The 22,347-nt window shown below is 71.5% G+C and carries 21 protein-coding genes; 11 read left to right on the forward strand and 10 right to left on the reverse strand.

Annotation, left to right across the window (positions count from 1 at the left end):
• The first annotated feature begins 57 nt into the window (after window positions 1-57).
• From JK363_RS34515 to JK363_RS34535, 5 genes are all read left to right on the forward strand, one after another.
• On the forward strand, window positions 58-876 hold the full coding sequence (locus tag JK363_RS34515; protein WP_201881386.1) for a response regulator transcription factor: 819 nt from the start codon (window positions 58-60) through the stop codon (window positions 874-876).
• 24 nt (window positions 877-900) lie between these two features.
• Window positions 901-1,920, forward strand: a complete 1,020-nt coding sequence (locus JK363_RS34520) for a LacI family DNA-binding transcriptional regulator (RefSeq protein WP_201881388.1) — start codon at window positions 901-903, stop codon at window positions 1,918-1,920.
• Between the two features lie 111 nt (window positions 1,921-2,031).
• The gene (locus JK363_RS34525) at window positions 2,032-3,114 is read left to right on the forward strand and encodes a S1C family serine protease (protein ID WP_201881389.1); all 1,083 of its coding nucleotides are present in this window, start codon (window positions 2,032-2,034) and stop codon (window positions 3,112-3,114) included.
• Window positions 3,115-3,267: 153 nt separating this feature from the next.
• A complete protein-coding gene (locus JK363_RS34530; RefSeq protein WP_201881390.1) occupies window positions 3,268-4,008 on the forward strand; it encodes a response regulator transcription factor in 741 nt (246 codons plus the stop codon).
• The gene (locus JK363_RS34535; protein ID WP_201881391.1) at window positions 4,005-5,435 is read left to right on the forward strand and encodes a sensor histidine kinase; all 1,431 of its coding nucleotides are present in this window, start codon (window positions 4,005-4,007) and stop codon (window positions 5,433-5,435) included. The genes JK363_RS34530 and JK363_RS34535 overlap by 4 nt, the downstream gene beginning before the upstream one ends.
• Window positions 5,436-5,472: 37 nt before the next feature.
• Here the strand turns inward: JK363_RS34535 and JK363_RS34540 are convergent, their stop codons facing one another.
• Window positions 5,473-6,885, reverse strand: a complete 1,413-nt coding sequence (locus JK363_RS34540) for an LmeA family phospholipid-binding protein (RefSeq protein ID WP_201881392.1) — start codon at window positions 6,883-6,885, stop codon at window positions 5,473-5,475.
• A 69-nt stretch (window positions 6,886-6,954) separates the two neighbouring features.
• On the reverse strand, window positions 6,955-7,215 hold the full coding sequence (locus JK363_RS34545) for an RNA recognition motif domain-containing protein (protein WP_201881393.1): 261 nt from the start codon (window positions 7,213-7,215) through the stop codon (window positions 6,955-6,957).
• A gap of 515 nt (window positions 7,216-7,730) precedes the next feature.
• On the opposite strand from JK363_RS34545, the gene JK363_RS34550 reads away from it, so the two are divergent.
• Window positions 7,731-8,444: a M23 family metallopeptidase gene (locus tag JK363_RS34550; RefSeq protein ID WP_201881396.1), complete on the forward strand. Its 714-nt coding sequence runs from the start codon at window positions 7,731-7,733 to the stop codon at window positions 8,442-8,444.
• On the opposite strand, the gene JK363_RS34555 is transcribed toward JK363_RS34550, so the two are convergent.
• Window positions 8,438-9,028: a TetR/AcrR family transcriptional regulator gene (locus JK363_RS34555; RefSeq protein WP_201881397.1), complete on the reverse strand. Its 591-nt coding sequence runs from the start codon at window positions 9,026-9,028 to the stop codon at window positions 8,438-8,440. The two genes, JK363_RS34550 and JK363_RS34555, sit on opposite strands and share 7 nt — an antisense overlap.
• 160 nt (window positions 9,029-9,188) lie before the next feature.
• On the opposite strand from JK363_RS34555, the gene JK363_RS34560 reads away from it, so the two are divergent.
• From JK363_RS34560 to JK363_RS34570, 3 genes are all read left to right on the forward strand, one after another.
• On the forward strand, window positions 9,189-10,796 hold the full coding sequence (locus JK363_RS34560; protein WP_201881398.1) for an MDR family MFS transporter: 1,608 nt from the start codon (window positions 9,189-9,191) through the stop codon (window positions 10,794-10,796).
• 112 nt (window positions 10,797-10,908) lie between these two features.
• Window positions 10,909-11,373, forward strand: coding sequence for a helix-turn-helix domain-containing protein (locus tag JK363_RS34565; RefSeq protein WP_201881399.1), 465 nt, complete (start codon window positions 10,909-10,911; stop codon window positions 11,371-11,373).
• Window positions 11,374-11,456: 83 nt separating this feature from the next.
• Window positions 11,457-11,915: a VOC family protein gene (locus tag JK363_RS34570; RefSeq protein ID WP_201881400.1), complete on the forward strand. Its 459-nt coding sequence runs from the start codon at window positions 11,457-11,459 to the stop codon at window positions 11,913-11,915.
• A gap of 6 nt (window positions 11,916-11,921) precedes the next feature.
• Here JK363_RS34570 and cseC read toward each other — a convergent pair whose 3' ends face one another.
• The 5 genes from cseC to JK363_RS34595 form a co-directional block, all read right to left on the reverse strand.
• Window positions 11,922-13,220 (reverse strand): two-component system sensor histidine kinase CseC, encoded by a 1,299-nt coding sequence (gene cseC, locus JK363_RS34575; RefSeq protein ID WP_201881401.1) that lies wholly within the window; start codon window positions 13,218-13,220, stop codon window positions 11,922-11,924.
• Window positions 13,221-13,224: 4 nt separating this feature from the next.
• Window positions 13,225-13,932, reverse strand: a complete 708-nt coding sequence (gene cseB / locus JK363_RS34580) for a two-component system response regulator CseB (RefSeq protein WP_201881403.1) — start codon at window positions 13,930-13,932, stop codon at window positions 13,225-13,227.
• A gap of 9 nt (window positions 13,933-13,941) precedes the next feature.
• The gene (locus JK363_RS34585; protein WP_201881404.1) at window positions 13,942-14,601 is read right to left on the reverse strand and encodes a hypothetical protein; all 660 of its coding nucleotides are present in this window, start codon (window positions 14,599-14,601) and stop codon (window positions 13,942-13,944) included.
• Between the two features lie 26 nt (window positions 14,602-14,627).
• Complete coding sequence (locus tag JK363_RS34590; RefSeq protein WP_201881406.1) at window positions 14,628-15,239, reverse strand: SigE family RNA polymerase sigma factor; 612 nt, start codon at window positions 15,237-15,239, stop codon at window positions 14,628-14,630.
• A gap of 226 nt (window positions 15,240-15,465) precedes the next feature.
• Window positions 15,466-16,389, reverse strand: a complete 924-nt coding sequence (locus tag JK363_RS34595; RefSeq protein WP_201881408.1) for an HhH-GPD family protein — start codon at window positions 16,387-16,389, stop codon at window positions 15,466-15,468.
• Window positions 16,390-16,628: 239 nt separating this feature from the next.
• Between JK363_RS34595 and JK363_RS34600 the strand changes: the two genes are divergently transcribed.
• Entirely contained in the window at window positions 16,629-17,456 is an 828-nt protein-coding gene (locus JK363_RS34600; protein ID WP_201881410.1) for a hypothetical protein, read from the forward strand.
• Window positions 17,457-17,507: 51 nt separating this feature from the next.
• Here the strand turns inward: JK363_RS34600 and disA are convergent, their stop codons facing one another.
• Both disA and radA read right to left on the reverse strand, forming a co-directional pair.
• A complete protein-coding gene (gene disA / locus JK363_RS34605) occupies window positions 17,508-18,566 on the reverse strand; it encodes a DNA integrity scanning diadenylate cyclase DisA (RefSeq protein ID WP_201881435.1) in 1,059 nt (352 codons plus the stop codon).
• A gap of 245 nt (window positions 18,567-18,811) precedes the next feature.
• Window positions 18,812-20,236: a DNA repair protein RadA gene (gene radA, locus JK363_RS34610; RefSeq protein WP_201881412.1), complete on the reverse strand. Its 1,425-nt coding sequence runs from the start codon at window positions 20,234-20,236 to the stop codon at window positions 18,812-18,814.
• A gap of 184 nt (window positions 20,237-20,420) precedes the next feature.
• Here radA and JK363_RS34615 point away from each other — a divergent pair, with 184 nt between their 5' ends.
• A complete protein-coding gene (locus JK363_RS34615; protein ID WP_201881414.1) occupies window positions 20,421-22,229 on the forward strand; it encodes a BACON domain-containing protein in 1,809 nt (602 codons plus the stop codon).
• Window positions 22,230-22,347 lie beyond the last annotated feature (118 nt).

Consider the following 22,347-nt stretch of genomic DNA (forward strand, 5'->3'; position numbering starts at 1 on the left):
AATGGGCGAGCGAAGCGTGCTCCATGTCAGGACCACAACCGAGGCGGGTGGTGGACGATGAGTTCCCTCCTGCTGCTGACCAACGCACTCCAGCCCTCGACGGAGGTGCTCCCCGCTCTCGGCCTGCTGCTGCACAGTGTGCGGGTCGCCCCCGCGGAGGGCCCGGCCCTGGTGGATACCCCGGGCGCCGACGTCATCCTGATCGACGGCCGCCGCGATCTGCCGCAGGTCCGCAGCCTGTGCCAGTTGCTGCGGTCCACCGGCCCCGGCTGCCCGCTGGTCCTGGTGGTGACCGAGGGCGGTCTCGCCGCCGTCACCGCCGACTGGGGCATCGACGACGTACTGCTGGACACCGCGGGTCCGGCCGAGGTGGAGGCCCGGCTACGGCTGGCCATGGGCCGCCAGCAGATCACCACCGACGACAGCCCGATGGAGATCCGCACCGGCGATCTCTCGGTCGACGAGGCCACCTACAGCGCCAAACTCAAGGGTCGTGTGCTCGATCTCACATTCAAGGAGTTCGAGCTGCTGAAGTACCTCGCCCAGCACCCCGGCCGGGTCTTCACCCGCGCCCAGCTGCTCCAGGAGGTCTGGGGCTACGACTACTTCGGTGGCACCCGCACGGTCGACGTCCATGTCCGGCGGCTGCGCGCCAAGCTGGGCCCGGAGCACGAGTCCCTGATCGGGACCGTGCGGAACGTGGGCTACCGTTTCGTCGCTCCCGAGAAGGTCGAGCGCGCCGCGGAGGAAGCCAGGGCCAAGGCGTCGGCCGGGGGCACCGCCCGCGGCAACGGTCCGGACCCCACCGCCGGGGCCCGCGGGGACAGTGCGCGGTCCGCGGCGGAAGCGGGTACCGCACGACCCGCCAATACCTAGCTGGACCCGCGTAGACTGCCGCGCGTGGCCAAGGTGACGCGGGATGATGTGGCAAGACTGGCGGGGACCTCGACCGCGGTCGTCAGCTACGTCATCAATAACGGACCAAGGCCGGTCGCCCCGGCCACGCGCGAGCGGGTGCTTGCCGCGATCAAGGAGCTCGGCTACCGGCCGGACCGCGTCGCGCAGGCGATGGCGAGCCGCCGGACCGACCTGATAGGGCTGATCGTCCCGGACGCCCGGCAGCCGTTCTTCGCGGAGATGGCACACGCCGTCGAGCAGGCGGCCGCCGAGCGCGGAAAGATGGTGCTGGTCGGCAATTCCGACTACCTCGACGACCGCGAAGTGCACTATCTGCGCGCCTTCCTGGGGATGCGGGTGTCCGGGCTGATCCTCATCAGCCAGGGCCCCAGCGAGAACGCCGCCGCCGAGATCGAGGCCTGGGACGCCCGGGTGGTGCTGCTCCACGAGCGCCCCGAGGCGATCGACGACGTGGCCGTGGTGCTGGACGACATCGGCGGTGCCCAGCTGGCGGTGCGTCATCTGCTGGAGCACGGCCATGCATACGTGGCCTGCCTCGGCGGCACCGAGATAACCCCCACCGTGGGCGACCCGGTGACCGACCACGTCGAGGGCTGGCGCCGGGCCATGCAGGAGGCCGGACGGTCCACCGAGGGGCGGCTCTTCCAGGCCCCGTACAACCGCTACGACGCCTACCAGGTCGCGCTGGAGCTGCTCTCCGGCCCCGACCGGCCCCCGGCTCTCTTCTGCGCCACCGACGACCAGGCGTTCGGTGTGCTGCGGGCGGCGCGTGAGCTGCGTATCGACGTCCCCGGGCAGCTGGCGGTCGCGGGCTTCGACGATGTGAAGGAAGCCGGGCTCACCGATCCGCCGCTGACCACGGTCGGCTCCGACCGCCCGGCGATGGCGCGGGCCGCGGTGGACCTGGTGCTGGACGACGGCGTACGGGCCGGCTCGCGCCGGGAGCGGGTCAGGCAGTTCCCGTCGGCGCTGGTGGTCCGGCGCTCCTGCGGCTGCTCCTGACACCGAGCCGGGAGGGCCGCGGGCGCGTCCTTATCCCGGGCATACCGGTTTCTGCCGGGCTTCTCAGGCACTCCTCACGCTGCTCTCATCTGCGCGCGACACCGTCGGACCATGACGGACACCACGCGCCACAGCCGCGACGACGAGCCCCAGCCCTTCTCCTACGGCGGTACGCCCGGCCACCCCGCGCCGCCCCCGTATCAGCCCCCGCAGCCGGTGGTCACCCCCTCCGGGGCCACCGTGTGGCCGGGCGGGTCCGGCGGTGCGGGCGGCGGTGCGGGCACCGCCGCCTTCGCGGACGGGCCGCGGCCCGGTGGCGGCCGCGGCAGGCGCCGCGCATCACGCTCCATGGCGCTGATCGCGGCGGTGGCGGTGGCCTCCGCGCTGGTCGGCGGCGGGGCGTCGGCCCTGGCCGTCCGGGCCATGGACAAGCCCGCCACCGAGATCTCCACCCCGGTCGTCAACACCGACTCCCGCAGTGACAGCGGGGTCGCGGCCGTGGCGGCGGCGGTGAGCCCGAGCATCGTCGAGATCAGCGCCTCCTCGGCGAAGGGCAAGTCCACCGGCTCCGGGGTGGTGCTCACCCGCGACGGTGAGATCATCACCAACAACCATGTGATCTCCGGCGCGGACTCGATCAAGGTGTCCTTCCACGACGGCAGCACCAGAAGCGCGTCGGTCGTCGGCACCGACAGCGGCAAGGACCTCGCGCTGATCAAGGTGAAGGGCGCGAGCGGACTCAAGCCCGCGACCCTCGGCGACTCCAGCCAGGTCCAGGTGGGCGACCAGGTGGTGGCCATCGGCTCGCCCGAGGGGCTGACCGGCACCGTCACCAGCGGAATCGTCTCCGCCCTCGACCGCAAGGTCACCGTCTCCACGGGCGAGGACCAGGGGCAGGGCGGCGGGCGGTGGCCCTTCGAGTTCGGCGGCGGCCGGTACCACGGCGACGTCGGCTCCTCCACCACGTCCTACAAGGCCATCCAGACCGATGCCTCGCTCAACCCCGGCAACTCCGGCGGCGCCCTGATCAATATGAAGGGCCAGGTGATCGGCATCAACTCGGCGATGTACTCCTCGGCTTCGGAGCGCGCCTCCGGCGGCAGCGCGGGCAGCGTCGGCCTCGGCTTCTCGATCCCGGTCAACACCCTCAAGGCCGATCTCGACACCCTGCGCGACGGTGGCACCGACTCCTGACCCGGCGCGTCCGCGGCACGCGGCGTGCGAGGCTGGCAGCGGCGCCCGGCCCCCCGTCCGGCAGGGCGCCCGCCCCCGTCCGGCACGGCACCCCGCCACCGTCCGGCGCGGAGACGATCAGCGCCCCACCGCCATCTGTGAGGAAACCGGCCCATGAACCCCGCCGACCACGGCGATCAGCCCGCCCGCATCCTGATCGTCGACGACGAGCCGGCCGTCCGCGAAGCCCTGCGGCGCAGCCTGGTCTTCGAGGGCTATACGACCGAGACCGCCGTCGACGGTCTGGACGCGCTGGAGAAGGCCGGCAGCTGGAAACCCGAGCTGATCGTGCTCGATGTGCTGATGCCGCGGATGGACGGGCTGACCGCCGCCCGGCGGCTGCGCGCGACCGGGGTGACCGTACCGGTGCTGATGCTCACCGCCCGGGACACCGTCGGCGACCGGGTCACCGGGCTGGACGCGGGGGCCGACGACTACCTCGTCAAACCCTTCGAACTCGACGAGCTGCTCGCCCGGATCCGCGCCCTGCTGCGCCGCAGCTCCTACGCGGCCGCCGCGCACGAGGCGGTGGCCGAGGACGACGCGCTCACCTTCGGCGATCTGCGGATGGACCTGGCGACCCGCGAGGTGACGCGCGGGACGCGCAGGGTCGAGCTGACCCGGACCGAGTTCACCCTGCTGGAGATGTTCCTCGCCCATCCCCGCCAGGTGCTCACCCGGGAGCAGATCCTCAAGGCGGTGTGGGGCTTCGACTTCGAGCCCTCGTCCAACTCACTTGATGTGTACGTCATGTATCTGCGTCGCAAGACCGAGGCGGGCGGTGAATCGCGGCTGGTGCACACCGTCCGTGGGGTGGGCTATGTCCTGCGGCCGGCGGACGGCGAGCCCTCATGACCGGAGGTGGACCGCTGCGTTCCCGGCTGCCGCTGCGTTCCCGGCTGGCGCTGCTGACCGCGGTGGCGGTGGCGGTCGCGGTGGCGCTGTCCGCGTTCGCCTGCTGGTTCGTCACCCGGGAGCAGCTGACCAGCGCGCTGGACGACAAGCTTCACGATGTCTCCGGGGTCTATGTCCGCGATCTTGTGGAGGCGCAGAACAACTGCTCGTCGCAGTCCCAGCCGGGCGCCGGATCCCGCCCCGGCGCCTCCGATGTGCAGCTGGTGCTGCCCGACGGCGACCGGTGCGTCGCCCGGGGCTCCCGCGCGGTCAGGGTGACCGGGGACGACATCGCCGTGGCCCGGGGGCGGCTGAACAGCGTCACCCACGACAGCAGGGCGGGGGACGGCACCCGGATGCGGGTGTACACCTTCGTCACCTCCCCGCAGGACGGCATCCCCTCGATGGCCGTCTCCGTCTCCCGCCCCCTGAACGAGGTCACCGAGCCGCTGAACACCCTCGCCCTGGTGATGCTGGTGGTCGCGGGCGTCGGGGTGCTCGGCGCCGGGGTGGCGGGGCTGTGGATCGCCCGGACCGGGCTGAGACCGGTGGACCGGCTGGCCGAGGCGGTCGAGCATGTGGCCCGCACCGAGGACCTGGCCGTACGCATCCCCGCCGAGGGCGACGACGAGATCGCCCGGCTGTCCCGGTCCTTCAACGCCATGGCGGCCGCCCTCGCCTCCTCCCGCGACCGCCAGCAGCAGCTGATCGCGGACGCCGGACATGAGCTGCGCACCCCGCTCACCTCGCTGCGCACCAATGTGGAGCTGCTGGTGCGCAGTGAGGAGACCGGCCGCGCGCTGCCGGCCGCCGACCGCGACGCGCTGATGGCCAGCGTCAAGGCCCAGGTGACCGAACTGGCCGCGCTGATCGGCGATCTCCAGGAGCTGGCCCGGCCCGATGTGCTGCCCGGCAGCGAGCCGCTCCAGCTGGTCGCGCTGCACGAGGTGGCGCTGACCGCCGTGGAGCGGGCCCGGCTGCGCGGGGTGGGGCTGACCGTCGACGCCGCGCTGCACCCCTGGTACGTCCGCGGGGAACCGGCGGCCCTGGAACGGGCGCTGGTCAATCTGCTCGACAACGCCGTGAAGTTCAGCCCTTCGGGCGGTGTGGTCGATGTGATGCTCACCGGCGGGGAGTTGACCGTACGGGACCGGGGGCCGGGCATCGCCGACGATGAACTGCCGCATGTCTTCGAGCGGTTCTGGCGCTCCCCGTCCGCCCGCAGTCTGCCCGGCTCCGGTCTGGGGCTTTCGATCGTGGCCCGCGCCGTCCAGCAGTCCGGCGGCCAGGTGGGGCTGCGGCCGGCGGAGGGCGGCGGCACCGTCGCCTGGATCCGGCTCCCGGGAGCGCCCACGGCCCCGCCCGGTGAGGCGGGGCCGGTGCGCTGAGAGGTGGTTCGGGCCCTTCCCGCGGAGCGCTCAGCGCTCAGCGGGTCTTGCCCAGGTGCAGTTCGGTGCCGACGAGGTCGGCCACGATGCCGTCCGGGCGCACCCGGATGTGCTGGATGTGGACGCCCTTGGCCTTCTTCGGCATCTGGAAGGAGAGCGACAGCTTCTCCGACAGCTCCGGCACCTTCAGCTTGGTCAGCGCGGAGGCCACCGCGGGATCGATCCCCAGCTTCTTGACCAGCTGGGGATGTTCGGCCACCAGATCGACGAAGTTGACCTTCATCAGCGCCGGGACGAACTTGGGCGACTTGGTGATCTGCTCCACCCGCTCGTTGTCCGGCACCGAGTCCGGCACCGAGCCCGGTGCCGACGGGCCCGCGGAGTCCGGCTCCAGCCCGAACCGCCGCGCCACCGATCCCACGGTCAGCAGCGCCTTGGCCTTCTCGGCGTCCCGGCTGATCCGCTCCGCGGTCTTGCGGTGCAGCCGCAGTCCCTCGTGACGGCCGGGCCGGTAGGTGGCGACTCCGGGCATGTCCAGCCGCATCCCGCTGACGCTGGTGGAGATTCCCCGGTCTCCGTCGCGCCGGATCCGCGCCATGGCGTGCATCGTCACCTGCTGTCCGGCCACCGGAAGTTTGCCGTCGGCGCGCACCGACTCCGGGCCGGTCGCCCTGAACCGCACCTGGGAGGCGCCCAGTTCGCGGTTCAGGTCCTCGAACGCCAGCAGGACGTCGCCCTTCATCTCGCCTGCCACGGCGCCGCGGATGGAGCTGGGCACATCGCCGATGAGCCGGATATCCCTGGCCTTCGTGCTCACTTCGGCCAGCGAGACCCGGTCGGCCGCCACATCGGGCACCGTGACATCGACCTCATCCAGGTGCTTGTCCCACACCTGGGTGAGGAACGGGAAGCCATGGATCGTCACATTCGGCGCGGTGGCCAGACCCATCTTCTTCTGGAGCTGTTCCTCGGCCTTCTTCTCCGCGTACATCACGGCACAGCGGTCGGCCAGCAGCAGCAGCGCGGTGGCCACCAGGGCGCCGATCACCAGCTTGGCGGCGATCGGCACGGCCGCGAAGCGGCTGCGCGCGCGCCGGGAGCGGCGGCGATGGTTGGGCGGCGTCCACGGCTCGTCGCCGGCGTCCTCGGCGTCGTCCTCGTCGTCCGCCGTGAGCCCGAGCCCGAGCGGGTCGTCCGGATCGTACGGATCGGCCAACTCGGCCAGTTCCTCGTACGGGTTGGTGTACGCGGAGGGGTCGGGGCCGCTGTGCGGAGCGCCGTGCGCCGGGTCGTAACGACCGTTGTACACAGGGCCGTTGATGCCGTCGTACTGGTCGTCGTACGAGGTGTCGTACGCGGCGAGATACGCGGTGTCGTTCGGATCCGTGCTGGTGACATCGGCGTGAGAGGTGCGCGGACGGGGTGGAGGTATGCGGGTGGGGGATCGCATCAGAACATCCCACCACGGGACACCACTTGGCTTGCAAGTCGAAACGGGGATACGTGGCGAACGGCACGCTCACCGTCCACCGCGCGAGACGGCGCGCGCCTCGGTGACGGTCACCGCCCGCCCGTTCATCTCCTGCCCGTCGAGCTGGGCGATGGCCTTCTCGGCGGCCGTGTCGTCCATCTCCACGAAGCCGAACCCGCGGGAGCGGCCGCTCTCCCGGTCGGTGATGACGGTGGCGTCCAGCACCTCGCCGATCTGCCCGAACAGGGTCGCCAGGTCGTCCTTCGTCACCTGGTAGCTCAGGTTGCCCACATGCAGTCGCTTCGACATGACCGGCTCTCCTCGTTCTGGGTGAAGCGAATCGGGTCAATGTTCTCAATGCCCAACACACCAGGCATTACGGGTGGGCCGAACCGGTTATGTCCACTGCCGCGCGTGCCCCTGACCGGTGTTCCGTGCCCCCTCTTCGCGGCGTTCTCGCGCCGGGGCCTTGGTCCTGAAACGGACGGCCGAAAGTCCCGCCGGAACGGGAGTCGATCTTATGTCTCGGTGATATGCCGCACAGCCCGCTACGGACCTACTACGGGAATTAGGGGCGCGGTCGGATATGCGGGAGCCAGGATTTTGCCCACTGCTCAACTGGCTATATATATGCAGCTCAGAGGCCATTTTGCGACCTCTTTAACTGTCCCGGGGTGTGCGAGGAAAGGGAATCTTGACCCTTTCTTTTCTACTGGTCTCCTTAGTAGAACCGTACGTTGGCGGAATCGCGGTGACGGGATAACAAGGAGCGTCTGTTCCGGCCCCCAGCCGGTACCACCTGACGTTCTGGAGGTCGTTTCTCTATGTCGCCGCGTGCCATATTCCGCCGCTCTTCTCTCTCCTCCGTCCGGCGCGCCCGCGTCGCCGTCGTCGCCGCGGGCGTGAGCGCCTCGGTCGTGCTCGGGGCCGGAGTGGCGCTCGCCGCCGAAGCCGCGAAGAGCGCCGACACTCTGACGGTGGCCTCCGCCGCTTCGCTCGGCGACTCGGTGAAGGCCCAGGCCGCCGCCGTGGAGAAGGCCGTCGTCGCCGAGAAGGCGGCGGCCGCGAAGGCCGCGAAGATCGCCGCGGCCAAGGCCGCGGCTGCCGAGGCCGCCGAGAACGCGTGGGTGACCCCGGTCGCCACGTACACGCTGGGCGCCCCCTTCGGCCGCGCGGGCAACCTGTGGGCCAACAAGCACAGCGGCCAGGACTTCGTCGTGCCGACCGGCACCTCGGTGCGCGCCGTCCACCACGGTGTGGTCGTCAAGGCGGGCCCCAACGGCGGCGGTGACGGTCCGGCGTACGGCAACGCCATCGTGATCAAGCACGAGGACGGCAGCTACACGCAGTACGCGCACCTGTCGGACATCCGGGCCTGGATCGGTGAGACCGTGAAGACCGGTGAGGAGATCGGCCTGTCCGGCAGCACCGGCAACTCCACCGGTCCGCACCTGCACTTCGAGGGCCGCAGCGGCCCCGACTACGGCTCGGCCTACGACACCGGCAAGTACATGAAGGACCGCGGGATCCGCTACTGACCCATGTGGGCCTGAGTCACCAGGTCGAGGGCGACTTCCAGGGCAGCCTTGCGCTTGTCCTCGGGGTCGCCCTCGATCGTCTGGAGCGCCCACAGTCCGGCGTGCAGGCTGAAGAGCGCGGTCACACAGCGGACCTGGTCCGACAGGGGCGCGTCGGGCTCCCGGAGCAGATGGGACATCGCGAACATCCGGTCCTTGAAGATCTGGCCGATGCTCAGCTCGCGCACCGTCGCCTGGTTCTCCTGCATAAAGCGGAACAGCGGGGCGGCCTTGTTCAGGGCGGCGCTGTAGCGGCGCATCAGCTCCTGCTTGGTCTCCAGGGTGCGGGGCTGCTCCGTACCCCAGGCGAGCAGCTCGTCCAGCGGCTGCCCCAGGTCCTGGAAGAGGCTGAGAAGGATGTCCTCCTTGGTCTTGAAGTGGTAGTAGAGCGCGGCCTTGGTGACCTCCAGCTGCTCGGCGATCTCCCGTAGCGAGGTCTTCTCGTAGCCGCGCTCGGCGAAGAGTTCCAGGGCGACGTCCTGAATGCGCTGGCGGGTATCGCCCCGGCGCGCCTTCGGCTCGCCCTCGCGCGCTGTGCTGCCCATGGTCGCTCTCCTGTGTCCGCGTGCGCCCCGGCGGGCCGCATCCTTACTTACTTGACGCCCGGCTAGTTGACGTCCTACCGTCTCCACTGTACGCAACTAGCCGGTCGGCAAGTAAGTGGCGGGTTGCGGGCTCACGTCATAACCAGGGGGAATGGAGATCATGCCCAAGATTCAGCCGGAAGGTGAAGTACCGCCCGCCTCGGTGCCACCGCAGGGCAAGGCGGACCGGAAGCCGCGCAGCACCGGTGTGGTGATGCTGGCCCTGATGATCACGATGCTGCTCGCGATGCTCGACAACATGATCGTCGGCACCGCGATGCCCACGATCGTGGGAGACCTCGGCGGGCTCAACCACCTCTCCTGGGTGGTCACGGCCTATACGCTCGCGACCGCCGCCTCGACCCCCATCTGGGGCAAGCTCGGCGACATGTACGGCCGCAAGGGCATCTTCCTCACCTCGATCGTGATCTTCCTGGTGGGTTCGGCGCTCTCCGGTCTGGCCCAGTCCATGGGGCAGCTGATCGGTTTCCGGGCGCTCCAGGGCCTCGGCGCGGGTGGTCTGGTGGTCGGCGTGATGGCGATCATCGGTGATCTGGTGCCGCCGCGGGAGCGCGGCAAGTACCAGGGCATGATGGCCGCCGTGATGGGCGTCGCCATGATCGGCGGCCCGCTGGCCGGCGGTACCCTCACCGACCACCTCGGCTGGCGCTGGATCTTCTACATCAACCTGCCGCTCGGCGTGATCGCCCTGACCGCCGTGACCGCGGTGCTGCATCTGCCCAAGAAGCGGACCGAGGCGCGGATCGACTACACCGGGGCCGGGCTGCTGACCGCCGGGATCACCGCGCTGGTGCTCATCACCACCTGGGGCGGCACCGAGTACGACTGGGTCTCGGCTCAGATCCTCGGGCTCGGCGTGGTCGCCGTCGCCTCCCTCGTCGCCTTCCTGTACGTCGAGCGGCGGGCGGCCGAACCGGTGCTTCCGCTGCATATCTTCCGCAGCCGCAACTTCTCGGTCATCACCTTCGTCGGCTTCCTGGTCGGTTTCGTGATGTTCGGCTCGCTCACCTTCCTGCCGCTGTACCAGCAGACCGTGCAGGGCGCCTCCGCCACCAACTCCGGGCTGCTGCTGCTCCCGATGCTGCTGACCATGCTGCTGGTCTCGCTGGTCGTGGGCCGGGTCACCACCGAGACCGGCAAGTACCGGATGTTCCCGATCGTGGGCGGGGTGCTGCTCACCGCCGGAATGGTGCTGCTGGGCACGATGGACACCGGCACCAGCCGGCTGACCACCGGTATCTACATGGCGGTGCTCGGCGCGGGCATGGGCTTCCTGATGCAGCTGACCATGCTGATCGCGCAGAACAGCGTGGAGATGAAGGACATGGGCGTCGGCTCCTCCTCGGCCACGCTCTTCCGTACCCTCGGTGGCTCCTTCGGTGTGGCGATTCTCGGGGTGCTCTTCACCCACCAGGTCCAGGACACCATGGTCGAGAAGGCCGGGGACAAGGGGAAGGCGATCACCTCCGGCGGCGCCCAGCTGGAGCCGTCCCAGCTCGACAAGCTGCCCGCCGGGATCAGGGACGCCTACGCCCACGCCGTCTCCGACGGCACCCACCAGGTCTTCCTGTGGGGCTCGCTGGCCGCCGCGGTCGCCTTCGCGGCCTCCTGGTTCATCAAGGAGCTGCCGCTGCGCGGCGCCGCGCCCAAGGCGGAGGACGGCGGCGCGGCCCCGGTCGAGCGGGCGCCGGTGGCCGAGACCGTCTGAGCCGGACGCACTGTCCCAGCCGGGCTGTCCGGCGTCCCTCCCGTGCCCCTCTCCGGGCCGGGGGACGGCGCCGGGCAGCCCGCTGTCGGTGGGGCATGTCAGCATCGGAACCATGGCGACCACACCGGGCGAGGCCCGGCTGGAGCATCTGCGGCGGCTGCGGCTCGCCAAGGACGTGATGGACCGTGACTGGGCCGAGCCCCTCGACCTGGACGCGGTGGCCGCCCACGCCGGGTACTCCCGCTATCACTTCCTCCGCGCCTTCAAGGCGGTCTACGGCTCCACCCCCGGCCAGTACCTGAGCCGCCGCCGGATCGAGCGGGCCGAGGAGCTGCTGCGCTCGGCCAATCTCTCCGTCACCGAGATCTGCACCCTCGTCGGCTTCAGCAGCCTGGGCACCTTCTCGTCCAGCTTCAAGAAGCAGACCGGGCTGACCCCGAGCGCCTACCGGCGAAAGCATGTCGGCCGGGGCGCGGCGCTGATACCGGGGTGCTACGCGATGCTCTGGAGCGGCGGCTTCCGGAGCGGTCCCGCGGGTGGTTCCGAGGACAGCAACTCTGAGGACAGCAACTCTTGAGAAGCCCGTCGGGCGGCCCGGTGCCTACGGTGGCGATGACGCGGAAGCGTCCATCGAACCGGCCGTCGAGTGCGGAGGCAGCAATGATCAAGGGAATGTCCATCGTCACCGTCTGGGTACTCGATCAGGACCGGGCGAAGGAGTTCTACACCGAGAAGCTGGGCTTCGAGGTCCGCACCGATATGCGGATCGGCGGGGACGACGGGATGCGCTGGCTCACCGTCGGCGCCAAGGACCAGCCCGATGTGCAGCTCACCCTGATGGTGCCCGGCACCCCGGGGCTGGACCCGGAGTCGGCCGAGGCCGTGAAGAAGCTGGTCGCCAAGGGCGTGCTCGGCGCGGGCGTGCTCACCACCGACGACATCCACGGGGACTACGCGGCGCTCAAGGCCAAGGGCGTGGAGTTCCTCCAGGAGCCGCAGGAGCGCCCCTACGGCACCGAGGCGCTCTTCCGCGACGACTCCGGCAACTGGTTCTCGTTCACCCAGCCCCGCGAGGAGCTGGACCTCAGCGTGCCCTGGGAGGGCTGCGCCGAGGAGTGAGGACGCTCAGTCCGGGACCTCGATGACGGGGAAGCTGCCGGTGTTGGTGGGCGCGGACTCCGGCAGCCACAGCACCGCCACCGCGCCGTCCTCGCCCTCGGCCGTCGGCTCCGCGTTCCGGAAGGTCAGCCGGGCGCCCAGCACCCGCGCCTGGCCCGCGGCGATGGTCAGCCCCAGTCCATGGCCCTTGCCCGCCCGGTCCTTGCTGCCGGTGCGGAAGCGGCTCGGTCCGTCCTTCAGCAGTGCCTCCGGGAAGCCGGAGCCGTGGTCGCGCACGCGCAGCACCCGCCCTTCGACGGTCACCTCGAAGGGCGGTTTGCCGTGCCGGGCGGCGTTGGCGAGGAGATTGCCGAGGATCCGCTCCAGTCTGCGCGGATCGGTGGAGACATGGGCGTCACGCAGCACGGTGACCACCGCGTCCGGGGCCACCACCCGCACCCGGCGGGTGATGAACTCGGCCAGCTCGATCTCCTGGAGTTCGGCGCGCTCGGCGAAGCCGTCCAGCCGCGCCACCTCCAGGACGTCCTCGACCAGGGTGCGCATCGCCTGTGCCCGGTCCCGGACCAGTTCGGTCGGGCGCCCCGGAGGCAGCAGTTCGGCGGCGGTGAGCAGTCCGGTGACCGGGGTGCGCAGCTCATGGGCGATATCGGCGGTGACCCGGCGCTCCGCCTCGAGCCGCTGCTGCAACGCCTCGGCCATGCCGTCGACGGCGCGGGCGAGATCGTCGGTCTCGTCGCGCACCCGGCCGCCGATCGCCTCCCGCACCCGCACCTCGGAGTCGCCCTCGGCCAGTTTGCGGGCCGCGGTGGCGGCCTTGCGCAGCCGACGGGAGAGTTGGTCGCCGATGAGCACCCCGAGCGCGATCCCGCCCAGTACCACCGACACCGAGCCCAGGATCAGCACCCGGTCCAGATCGTCGAGGACGGCGAAGCGGTCCTTGAACTGGGTGTGCACCGACAGCACTTTGCCGTTCTGAAGCGGGACCGAGGCCCACACCTCGGGGGTGCCGGTGCCGGAGTCCTCCAGGTAGGTGGCGCGCTGACCGCGCCAAGCCTCCTTCTTCAGCTGCTCGGGCAGTTCGGGGTCGTCCAGTTTGGCGCCGAATCCCAGCACCCGGGACTGCTCGTACCACCGCTGGGCGACCTTCACCCGATCGTCCATCACATTGCGGCTGGTGTCGAGCATCGAGACCCGGGCCGCGTTGTGCACAACGAGGCTCAGCGCGACGGCGACGAGCGCGCTCACGGCGGCGATGGCCAGGCTGACCTTCCAGCGCAGTCCGGAGCGGAGTGCGAGCTTCACCACCGGGTCAGCCCTTGAGCTTGTAGCCGAAGCCACGGACCGTCTCGATACGGTCCTGGCCTATCTTGCCGCGCAGCCGCTGCACATGGACGTCCACCACCCGGGTGTCCCCGCCCCAGCCGTACTCCCAGACCCGCTCCAGCAGCTTGTCGCGGGAGAGCACGGTGCCCGGCGCGGAGGAGAACTCCAGCAGCAGCCGCATCTCGGTCGGGGTCAGCGCGACCTGCTCACCGCCCTTGCGGACCTCCATGCCCTCCGGGTCCACCTCCAGATCGCCGAACCGCAGCACTCCGCAGTCCGGTTCCTCCGGGCCGTCCTCCCCGCCCCGGCCGCCCGGGCCGCTGGCGTGGCCGAAGCGGCGCAGCACCGCCCGGATCCGGGCGACCAGCACCGCGCCGTCGAAAGGCTTGGTGACGTAGTCGTCGGCACCGGCCTCCAGGCCGAGCACCACGTCGATCGCGTCGGCACGGGCCGACAGCATGATCACGGGGACGGTGGACTCATCGCGGATCCGGCGGCACAGGCTCACGCCGTCCAGCCCGGGGACCATCACATCGAGCAGCGCGATATCGGGCCGGCGGGCGCGGAACTGCTCCAGTCCGGTCAGCCCGTCGGGCGCGGCGGTCACCAGAAAACCGTCGCGCTCCAGAGCGAGCTGGGTGGCCTCGCGAATGACATCGTCGTCCTCGACGAAGAGCACATGGGTTTCGGCCACAGCCTGGGGTCAGCCTTCCGTTCCGTCTGGTTCCGGGGTCGGTTCGTCCTTGGGCGTGCTGTAGTCCGTGTGCTTGCGGGTGACTTCCGCGAACTCCTGGAGCTGCCCGGACCAACGGTAGGTGATGAGGTCCTCGCGCGAGGGACAGCAGACGGGATCCCCGGAGGAGTAGGAGAGCTGGGTGACCTGGAGTGTGCCCTTGGCGATGACGGCGTAGACGGGAGGCTTCTCATCCTGGAAGACGTTCTGGTACTTCTGCCCCACCTTGCGGTACACATACGAGCCGATGCCGAAGCCGTCGGTGCAGGACATGACGTTGATGACCAGATCGGGGGAGCCGGATCCGGTCAGTTTGCCCTTGGTGATGTCCAGCGGATAGCCATCGACCAGCGGTGTGCTCTTGGTGGCCTTCCGGCAGGGCTTGAGGTTCTCCTTCAGGTCCTCACTGACCTGGGAGTCCTCTTTGACCAGCCGGACGGGGTCGATCTTCTGCTGGGGGCTGGGCAGGGCCGAGGCACCGCCCGCCTGCTTGCCGGAGTCCGCGGCGGTCGACGTCCACTCGGTTTGCGCAGGGCCTTCCTTGCGCACCCCCTGGCTGCTCGTGCCGCAGCCGGCCAGCATCCAGCCTCCGGCGGCCGCGAGTCCTACGACCGCGCCGCCGGTGATCATTGCGCTCCTGAGGGGAGAGGCCCTGGTCAGGCCGCGCACCGTTCCTGCTCCCGCTCGTGGCGGGCGCGGCGGAGCCGGGTGGGCTTGCGCACCGGGGCGGCAGCCTTGTCCTCCCCGCGGTGGCGACCGAGCGCACGGGCGTCCAGGTCGCGGCTCTCCAGCTCCTGCCGCAGCCGGGCCAGTGCCCGGTGCAGCGTGCTCTTGACCGTGCCGGTCGACATACCCAGCGCCTCCGCCGTCTCCTCTGTCGTCATCTGCTCCCAGTGTCGCAGCACTACGACACTGCGCTGCTTGGGAGCCAGAACTCCGAGGATGTCGATCAACAGGGCGCGGTCGGCGTGCTGCTCGGTGCCGTCCTCGACACTGGCCTCCGGCAGCTGCTCGGTGGGCACCTCGTCCAGCTTGCGGGCACGCCACCACTCGGTACGGGTGTTGATCATGACGCGTCGGAGGTAGGCGTCGGCGAGCGACTTGTCCGCTATGCCGTCCCAGCGTCCGTAGGTGCGCACCAGAGCCGTCTGGAGGAGGTCCTGCGCCTCGACGGGGTCGGGGACCAGCCGGCGGGCGCTGCGCAGCAGGGCGTCCTGCCGGTTCCGCACGTACTCTTCAAAATCCAGAACCTTGCCGCTGCCGGACATGTGCAGCCTCCATCCCGCGTGTTCCCCATCGGATGCGCTGGCGGTCGTCCAGCACGGGAAGGACGCTACGGAGGCGCTGTTGCGGCGCCATGTGCATCAGCACCTCGGCCAATGCACAGCTATCCATAGGTTGTGTAACAACGGAACCCGGAGCGACGGCGTGTCAGAACCGGGTCCGTACCGTGTCACAGCTCTGTCACAGAAGGGCTGTTGAGGGTGGGGCGGATCACGTCAGCGGCAGCCGGTAGTACCCGCCCGCGAGCGGTTCGACGAGACCGTCGGCCACCAGACCGTCCAGCGCCCGGGCCCGTTGCACCGGTTCGTCCCACACCTGGTCCAGCGACGCCTGTGCAACCGGCGTGATCGCCTCCCGCAACACCGCCAACAGCTTGCCGCGCACCTGCCGGTCGGTCCCGGCGTAGGTCTGGCCGCGCCGCGGCGGGCCCTCGTGCTCCGGTGCCCCGGCCCCCTGCCAGGCACAGTGCGCCACGATCGGGCAGCGCACACAGGCGGGCGTACGGGCCGTGCACACCAGCGCGCCCAGCTCCATCGTGGCGGCCGCCCAGCGGGCCGCGGTGTGCTCGTCGTCGGGCAGCAGGGTGCGGGCCAGCTTGCGTTCGGCGGCGGTGGTGGCGTTCGGCGGGTACTGCGTACCGGCGATGGCCCGCGCGAACACCCGCCGCACATTGGTGTCCAGGACCGCGTGGCGCTGTCCGTACGCGAAGGACGCCACCGCCGCGGCCGTGTATTCGCCCACGCCCGGCAGCGCCAGCAGCTGCGCGTGGTCGGTCGGTACGTCGCCGCCGTGCCGCTCCCTTATCGCGGCCGCGGCGCCGTGCAGCCGCAGGGCGCGGCGCGGATAGCCGAGCCGGCCCCAGGCGCGGACCGCCTCACCGGGCGGCTCGGCGGCCAGGTCGGCGGGGCGCGGCCAGCGGGCGAGCCACTGCTCGTACACCGGCAGCACCCGGCTCACCGGGGTCTGCTGAAGCATGAACTCGCTCACCATCACACCCCAGGCCCCCGCCTCCGGGCGGCGCCAGGGCAGATCGCGGGCGTGCGCGTCGAACCAGTCGATGACGGGCCGGTGGAGGGTGGCACCGTCGGTGGAGGTCGGGCTTACGGCGGCCGGAAGGGCGGGATTGGCAGTCATCACTGACGATCCTGGCATGCCGGGGCCCCCGACGGTGGCCGAGGGCGCGGGCGTTCGGGTCGAGCCGCGCCGCGCTGGTAAAAAATCGTGCAATCCGGGCGTCGTGGCGGGAACGGACGGCCGCTTGCCGTCCCGGGGTACGGCCCCGGATGGCGGATCCTGTCCGATGATGAGAAAAGTAGGGGTTCGAGCGGTGATTATTGGCGGGTCGCGCTGCGGATCTCTCGTAGAGTTTCCGCGTGGGATCTCTGCGCAATCCGATCGGGCCGCTTCCCTCCTCCATCTACTGGCGGCGGAGGGCCGTTGCGCTGGCCCTTCTCGTCCTCCTCGTACTCCTTGTCATCTGGGCCTCCGACTGGGGCGGTTCGGGTGGCGGTGGACACGACGACGGCAAGCGACCGGGCGGCGGACCCGCGTCCACCATCACCCCCGGACCCACCTCCTCCACCCCGGTCAACAGCGAACGGCCGGGTGGGCGCGACGAGTCGGACGGCGGCGGCGGATCCGATGACCCCGGTTCCGGTGGCACCGACGACGAGGGCACGGACAGCGGTGGTACGGGCTCCGGTTCCGGCGGCAGCGGCTCCGGTGGTACCGGCGGCGGCATCGGCAGCGGCGACGGACGGACCCTCCCGGTCGGCTCCAGCCTGCCCGACTGCCGCCGCGGGGACATCGACCTGACGGTGCGCAGCGTCAAGGGCGAGAAGGTCAGGAACTCCTACGGGCCGGGTGAGAAGCCCACGTTCGAGATCGTCGTGAAGAACACCTCGAACAGCTCCTGCAAGGTCGACTTCGGCCGCGAGGCCGCCTCGTTGACCATCACCGACGCGGACAACGCGCACATCTGGGCCTCCGGCGACTGCCCGGAGGGCAGCGCCACCGCCCTGGTCGAGGTGCCGGGCTCCGGCGAGACCAAGCGCACCGTGGAGTGGGACCGCAAGCGCAGCGCCGAGCACTGCGCCACCCCGTCGGGGCGGGCGGCGGCCACGTCGGGCACCTACCTGGTGGAAGCGAAGCTGGACGGACTCGGCACCGCGCAGGTGTCGTTCGTCCTGAAGAAGGACTGACGCCCCGGGGAGGGGCCGGCGGTCAGGGGCCCTTCGGGGCCCCTTTCGCCGTCAGACGTAACGTTCCAGGATCGACGACTCGGCCAGCCGGGAGAGCCCCTCGCGGACCGAGCGCGCCCGCGCCTCGCCCACGCCGTCCACCATCTGGAGATCGTCCACGCTGGCGGCCAGCAGCTTCTGCAATCCGCCGAAGTGCTCCACCAGCCGCTCGATGATGGCCCCCGGAAGCCGCGGCACCTTCGCCAGCAGCCGGAAGCCGCGCGGCGAGACCGCCGCGTCCAGCGTCTCGGGCGAGCCGCTGTACCCCAGCGCCCGTGCCACGATGGGCAGTTCGAGCAGCTCGGCATGGGTCAGCCGGTCCAGCTCGGCGAGCGCGTCGGCGACGGTGCGGGTGCGCTTGGCGGTCGGCTCGGGGACGTAGTCACGCACCACGAGCTCGCGCTCCGGCTCCACACCCGCGATCAGCTCGTCCAGCTGGAGGGAGAGCAGCCGCCCGTCGGTGCCGAGCTCGACCACGTACTCGGCGATCTCGGTGGCGATGCGCCGGACCATCTCAAGACGCTGTGCGACCGCGGTCACGTCCCGGACCGTGACCAGGTCCTCGATCTCCAGGGCGGAGAGGGTGCCCGCGACCTCGTCCAGCCGGAGCTTGTAGCGCTCCAGGGTGGCCAGCGCCTGGTTGGCGCGGGAGAGGATCGCCGCGGAGTCCTCCAGGACCCGCCGCTGCCCGTCCACATACAGCGCGATCAGCCGCATCGACTGGCTGACGGAGACCACCGGGAAGCCGGTCTGGATCGAGACGCGCTGCGCGGTGCGGTGGCGGGTGCCGGTCTCCTCGGTGGGGATCGCCGCGTCCGGGACGAGCTGCACCCCCGCCCGCACGATCTTGGTGATGTCCTTGTCGAGGATCAGCGCGCCGTCCAGCTTGCACAGCTCGCGCAGCCGGGTCGCGGTGAACTCGACGTCGAGGACGAAGCCGCCGGTGCACAGCGACTCCACGGTGCGGTCCGTGCCGAGCACGATCAGCCCGCCCGTATTGCCGCGGAGCACCCGCTCCAGGCCGTCGCGCAGCGCCGTACCGGGCGCGACCGCGCTCAGGGAGGCGCGCATCAGACCGTCGGCTTTGCCGGGAGCCGAAGCCCGGTCGCCTGCTGCCACTGCACTCCTCCGTCGCCACGTCTGTCGGTGCCGCGATCGCCCTTCCGTGCCGGTGTGCGAGGCCACGTACGGGCGAGACCAGGGCAAAGTCTACCGGCGGTCAACGGCCTCCCGTGGGGCCTCCCGGCGTACGCCCGTGGGCAGGAAGCGGAGTGCGGCACTCAGCCCTCCGCCCCGACGCACCGTAACCGACCGGCTCAGCCGCGGTCCCCGGTGGTCGCCGGGGCCCGCTCGCCCCGCTCCCGGCGCCGGGGCAGCACCCGCAGCGCGTCCCCGATGTCCGCGACCTCCAGCACCCGCATCCCGTCGGGGATCCGGCCCGGGTCGGAGGGGACGAGGGCGTGGGTGAAGCCGAGCCGGGCGGCCTCGGCCAGCCGCCGCTGCACCCCCGTGACCCGGCGGACCTCGCCCGCGAGCCCCACCTCGCCGATCGCCACCAGGTTCTTCGGCAGCGGGGTGTCACTGGCGGCGCTGGCCAGCGCCAGCGCCACGGCCAGGTCCGCGGCGGGCTCGGTCAGCTTCACCCCGCCCACCGTGGCGCTGTAGATGTCGCGCTTGCCCAGCGCGTTGATCCGGCCGCGCTGCTCCAGCACGGCGAGCATCATCGACACCCGCGAGGTCTCCAGACCCGAGGTGGTGCGGCGGGGGGAGGGGATCTGGGTGTCCACGGTGAGCGCCTGCACCTCGGCCACCAGCGGCCTGCGGCCCTCCAGCGTGACGGTCAGACAGGTGCCCGGCACCGGCTCGTCGCGGCGGGTGAGGAAGAGCCCGGAGGGGTCGGCGAGACCGGTGATGCCCTCGTCGTGCAGCTCGAAGCAGCCGACCTCGTCGGTGGCCCCGTAGCGGTTCTTCACCCCGCGCACCAGCCGCAGCCGGGCGTGCCGGTCGCCCTCGAAGTGCAGCACCACATCGACCAGGTGCTCCAGCAGCCGGGGGCCCGCGATCGCGCCGTCCTTGGTCACATGGCCCACCAGCAGGGTGGACATCCCGCGCTCCTTGGAGGCGCGGATGAGCGCCCCGGCCACCTCGCGGACCTGTGCCATCCCGCCCGGCGCGCCGTCGATCTCGGGGGAGGCGACGGTCTGCACGGAGTCCAGCACCAGCAGGGACGGCTTGACCGAGTCGAGATGGCCGAGGACGGCGGAGAGGTCGGTCTCCGCGGCGAGATACAGCTGCTCGCTGAGCGCGCCGATGCGGTCGGCGCGCAGCCGCACCTGGCTCGCCGACTCCTCCCCGGTGATGTACAGCGTGCGGTGTTCGTCGGTGGCGGCCTTGGCGGAGACGTCGAGCAGCAGCGTGGACTTGCCGACCCCCGGCTCCCCGGCGAGCAGCACCACGGCGCCGGGCACCAGACCGCCGCCGAGCACCCGGTCCAGCTCGTCCACCCCGGTGGAGCGGGCGGTGGCCTGACGGCCGTCGACCTGGCCGATGGGCACCGCGGCCGAGGTGACCCGCCCCGGTGCGGTGGTCCGCACCGCGGGTGTGCCGAACTCCTCGACGGTGCCCCACGCTTGGCACTCGGGACAGCGGCCGAGCCACTTGGCGGTGGTCCAGCCGCATTCGGTGCAGCGGTAGGAGGGCCGGTCCTTGGCGGATGAGCGGGAGGAGCTACGGGCAGCCATGCCGTAACGCTAGCGTCGGCCGCCGACAGCGGGGCGCCGCGGGCCCGGTCCGGGAGCACATAGCAGGTTGCGGCCACCAGGGTGGGACACCTGTCCCCTTATGAGGGAGATGGTCACCCGTAAGGGTTAAAACTGTGCAAGTGGCGCGAGGAAGTCTGCATCATCCGCCTACCGTCACCGAGTGATGAGCAGCAGGTCCGAGCACTCGACACAGGCCACCGGCGGACACCGGGCGGATCGGCGTGCGCCGCGCTCCGGCAATACGCGCCCCCAGCGCCCGCCCGCGCGCTACGAGCCGTACCTCGACGGCCTGTTCACGTACTGCCTGTCGGTCCTGTGCGAACACGACGCGGCTGCCGTCACCCTCGGCGATGTGCTGGCGGTGGCCGAGCGACGGCGCGGCCGGGGGCGCGGGCGCGGGCCCGCCGAGGGCGATCTGTGCCGCCCCTGGCTCTACGCGGTCGCCCGCTGGGCCTGTCTGCGGAAGCTGGCCGAGCTGAAGGAGCGTCGGGAGTACCGGGGGCTCCGGGACTGGCGGGCGGTCCGCGCGCGCCACGGCGACCAGGGGCCGGACACCCCGCCGGGCACCGCCGACACCGCTGCCGCCGCTGCCGGTTCCGCCGCCGACGCCGGACTGCCCGAGCCGCTCGCCGCCCAGCGCCGCCGTGAACTGGCCGCGCTCGCCTGGCCGGAGGCCGCCGGGACCACCGCCGAGCAGCGCGAGGCGCTCGAGCTCGCGGTGCGCCATCAGCTCACCCCGGCCGAGGTGGCCGCCGCACTCGGCAAGGAGCAGGACGAGACCCGCGCCCTGCTCGCCAGCGCGGCCTGCGAGGTGGAGCGGACGCGCGCCGCGCTCGCCGTCGTCGAGCTGGGCCACTGCCCGGTGGTCGCCCGGCTCGCGGGCGACACCCAGGTGCTGCTCTCCGCCGCCCTCCGCCGTGAGCTGGTGCGGCATGTGGACGACTGCCGTGAGTGCCGCCGGATGGCCGAGCGGGCCACGGCGAACGGCCCCTGGCCCGGTACGGCCGCGGCGCCCGCGGCGCTGCCGCTGGTGGAGGCGCCGCGGGCGGCGGTGCAGGCCGCGATGATGTGCGCCCTCAGCGGGCGCCCCGCGCGCGCCGTCCCAGGCCCCCGCTTCGATCGGCGCGGCTTCCCGCTGGACCCCCAGGACCGGGCCGCGCGGCGCAGCCGGATGCGCAGCCGCGCGCTCACCACCGCGGTGGTCGCCACGGTCGTGGCGGCCCCGGTGCTCGCGCTGTGGGCGGCCTACCGGGGCGCCCCGCCGACCGGTGACAAGCACGACACGGACTCGGTGGCCGCCGCCAACGCGGACGCCGCCGAGCAGGCGCCCGCCGGTCACAAGCGGCTGGACGGACGCTCCTACGAGCGCACCGGCAGCGCGCAGGACCGTTCCGGCGCTCCGCTCGGCCCCACCCGGAGCGCCAAGGGCGGCAAGCGGCCATCGGATGTCTCGGTCGAGGTCATCAGCCCGGACGGCACGGTGGAGCACCGTGGTGGGCACGCCGGGAAGAACGGCGACCGGCGGCCGGGCACACCGGGCTCCACGGACCGCAGCGACCGTCCCGGAGGCGGCTCCGGCCCGGCCCGGCCCGCGCCCGGCCCGGGGCGGCTGACGGTCGAGGCCCAGCCCCAGGGCGAGACGACCGTCATCACCCTCACGGCCTCCGGTGGCTCCCCGGTCCGCTGGTCCGCCTCCGCGACGGCGGACTGGCTTCTGCTGAACCACACGGCCGGGATGCTCCGGCCCGGTGAGTCCACGACGGTCACGGTCTCGGTGGACCAGGAGCGCGAGCCGTCCGGCCACTGGAGCGCCCGGGTCACGATCGGGCCCTCGGGCGCGGCGGTGGTGATCGAGGGCCAGGGCGCGCCCCCCGAGCCGACGCCTGGGCCCAGTGAGCCGTCCGGCACCCCGAGCCCCTCGCCGGACGATCCGTCCCCCGCCCCCTCCGGCTCGGCCACGCCGAAGGACTGAGTGCTCTCCGCGGGACGTGCCGCGAGGTGCCGTCGTCCGTCTGCGGCCGCGTCGTGGCTGGTCGCGCCCACGCGGCGGAGCCGCACATCGACACAGCCCCGCGCCCCTTCGGGGCGCG

Source organism: Streptomyces coffeae, assembly GCF_016741875.1.
Classification (GTDB): domain Bacteria; phylum Actinomycetota; class Actinomycetes; order Streptomycetales; family Streptomycetaceae; genus Streptomyces; species Streptomyces coffeae.

Bases quoted from the DNA above. Each gene is read 5' to 3' on its own strand.
- JK363_RS34515 (WP_201881386.1), top strand. From the start codon at position 58: ATGAGTTCCCTCCTGCTGCTGACCAACGCACTCCAGCCCTCGACGGAG.
- JK363_RS34525 (WP_201881389.1), top strand. From the start codon at position 2,032: ATGACGGACACCACGCGCCACAGCCGCGACGACGAGCCCCAGCCCTTC.
- JK363_RS34530 (WP_201881390.1), top strand. From the start codon at position 3,268: ATGAACCCCGCCGACCACGGCGATCAGCCCGCCCGCATCCTGATCGTC.
- JK363_RS34535 (WP_201881391.1), top strand. From the start codon at position 4,005: ATGACCGGAGGTGGACCGCTGCGTTCCCGGCTGCCGCTGCGTTCCCGG.
- JK363_RS34540 (WP_201881392.1), bottom strand. From the start codon at position 6,885: ATGCGATCCCCCACCCGCATACCTCCACCCCGTCCGCGCACCTCTCAC.
- JK363_RS34545 (WP_201881393.1), bottom strand. From the start codon at position 7,215: ATGTCGAAGCGACTGCATGTGGGCAACCTGAGCTACCAGGTGACGAAG.
- JK363_RS34550 (WP_201881396.1), top strand. From the start codon at position 7,731: ATGTCGCCGCGTGCCATATTCCGCCGCTCTTCTCTCTCCTCCGTCCGG.
- JK363_RS34555 (WP_201881397.1), bottom strand. From the start codon at position 9,028: ATGGGCAGCACAGCGCGCGAGGGCGAGCCGAAGGCGCGCCGGGGCGAT.
- JK363_RS34560 (WP_201881398.1), top strand. From the start codon at position 9,189: ATGCCCAAGATTCAGCCGGAAGGTGAAGTACCGCCCGCCTCGGTGCCA.
- JK363_RS34565 (WP_201881399.1), top strand. From the start codon at position 10,909: ATGGCGACCACACCGGGCGAGGCCCGGCTGGAGCATCTGCGGCGGCTG.
- JK363_RS34570 (WP_201881400.1), top strand. From the start codon at position 11,457: ATGATCAAGGGAATGTCCATCGTCACCGTCTGGGTACTCGATCAGGAC.
- JK363_RS34585 (WP_201881404.1), bottom strand. From the start codon at position 14,601: ATGATCACCGGCGGCGCGGTCGTAGGACTCGCGGCCGCCGGAGGCTGG.
- JK363_RS34590 (WP_201881406.1), bottom strand. From the start codon at position 15,239: ATGTCCGGCAGCGGCAAGGTTCTGGATTTTGAAGAGTACGTGCGGAAC.
- JK363_RS34595 (WP_201881408.1), bottom strand. From the start codon at position 16,389: ATGACTGCCAATCCCGCCCTTCCGGCCGCCGTAAGCCCGACCTCCACC.
- disA (WP_201881435.1), bottom strand. From the start codon at position 18,566: ATGCGCGCCTCCCTGAGCGCGGTCGCGCCCGGTACGGCGCTGCGCGAC.
- radA (WP_201881412.1), bottom strand. From the start codon at position 20,236: ATGGCTGCCCGTAGCTCCTCCCGCTCATCCGCCAAGGACCGGCCCTCC.
- JK363_RS34615 (WP_201881414.1), top strand. From the start codon at position 20,421: ATGAGCAGCAGGTCCGAGCACTCGACACAGGCCACCGGCGGACACCGG.